At 63.2% G+C, this 1,269-nt stretch carries 1 protein-coding gene; it reads right to left on the reverse strand.

The annotated features are described in order from the left end of the window. Positions 1–3 precede the first annotated feature (3 nt). On the reverse strand, positions 4–1,179 hold the full coding sequence (locus tag IC66_RS0142275; protein ID WP_049806766.1) for an IS481 family transposase: 1,176 nt from the start codon (positions 1,177–1,179) through the stop codon (positions 4–6). Between the last annotated feature and the right edge of the window lie 90 nt (positions 1,180–1,269).

Below are 1,269 nucleotides of genomic sequence, written 5' to 3' on the forward strand. Positions count from 1 at the left end.
TGTTTAGTCCGGGGACATGGCTGACACCTGTTCGGACACATCACTGACAGGTTGGCCATTGGTCAAGTCGATCGATGCGACCTGCCAACTGGCGAAGAAGATTCCGTAGTGGCCGTCACGATCCAGCGGCCGGATGGCGAGACTTTCGCGCGCGAAGGCCTGGGGAACCTTCCAGAAGCGTCCTTTGAAGGAGATGTAGGGTCTCGTCGATGAGACCCTACGGACGATCTCGCCGCTGTCGTATTCAACGTTCGGAACGCGGGTCGGCATGGCGCGGGCGCTGGGCCGGAAGCGATCGGCGGGGACGCGCATATCGAGGCCTTGGTGGGGACGCTCCAGATTGTAGACCGGTCGCCAGGCATCGAAGGCGCGCTGGACTTCCGGGAGGGTGCGGAAGCGCCGCATGGCAAAAACCTCGGCCTTCAGGGTGCGATGGAAGCGTTCGTTCTTGCCGCGGGCCTGCGGGTGACAGGGCCTGGCGTGCACAACCCTGACACCGAGCTTGAGCAGCCACACCTTCAACCCGGTCCAACGAACGCCTGACGTATCGCCCCAGGGTGAGCCGTTGTCGGTGTAGAAGGCTTCCGGCAAGCCATAGCAGCGGAACGTCGTCGTCAGGTGATCCTGCACGGTAAGACGCTGCTCGTCGGCGCAGGCCTTCAAGCACAGGACATAGCGCGAGTGATCGTCGACAACGGTCAGCGGATGGCATCGCGTCCCGTTGGCGAGCGGCAGGTGACCCTTGAAGTCCATCTGCCACAGCAGGTTGGGAGCTTCCTTCTCGAAGCGATGCCCCGGATTTGGCGGTACATTCCCGCTCGGTTTGACCCGACCGTTCCGACACAGGATCTGATGCACCGTTGACGGCACCGGCACCGTCTGCCCGCTCCGCTTCAGGCAGTGGGCGATCTTCCGCGCTCCCCAAGCCGGATGCTTGTCCCGTACGGCCAGAACTTGGGCCTCGACCGCAGCCTCACTGCGCCTGGGCATCGCATGCGGGCAACGGGAGCGGTCGGCTAGCTCCCGATCGCCGGCCTGCCAGCGCCGCAACCATTTGTAGCCGACGTCAGGGCTGATGTTGAACCGCCGGCACAGCTCGCGCCGGTTGGCGCCTTCCTGCAAAGCCAGCCGCACGAACTCCTGGCGCTGATCCATTACTGACACCTCACTCCACGGCATGGACGGCCTCCCGAATCGGACCAATCCAGCCAATGTTGATGTGTCAGCTATGTCTCCGAACACCCGTCAGTGATCTGTCCGGGCTAAACA

Origin of the sequence: Bradyrhizobium genomosp. III (assembly GCF_000261705.1) — a bacterium.
GTDB classification, from domain to species: domain Bacteria; phylum Pseudomonadota; class Alphaproteobacteria; order Rhizobiales; family Xanthobacteraceae; genus Bradyrhizobium; species Bradyrhizobium ottawaense.

What these genes read in the sequence shown, in the direction of transcription:
- IC66_RS0142275 (WP_049806766.1), bottom strand. Translation starts at nt 1,179, where the DNA reads ATGCCGTGGAGTGAGGTGTCAGTAATGGATCAGCGCCAGGAGTTCGTG.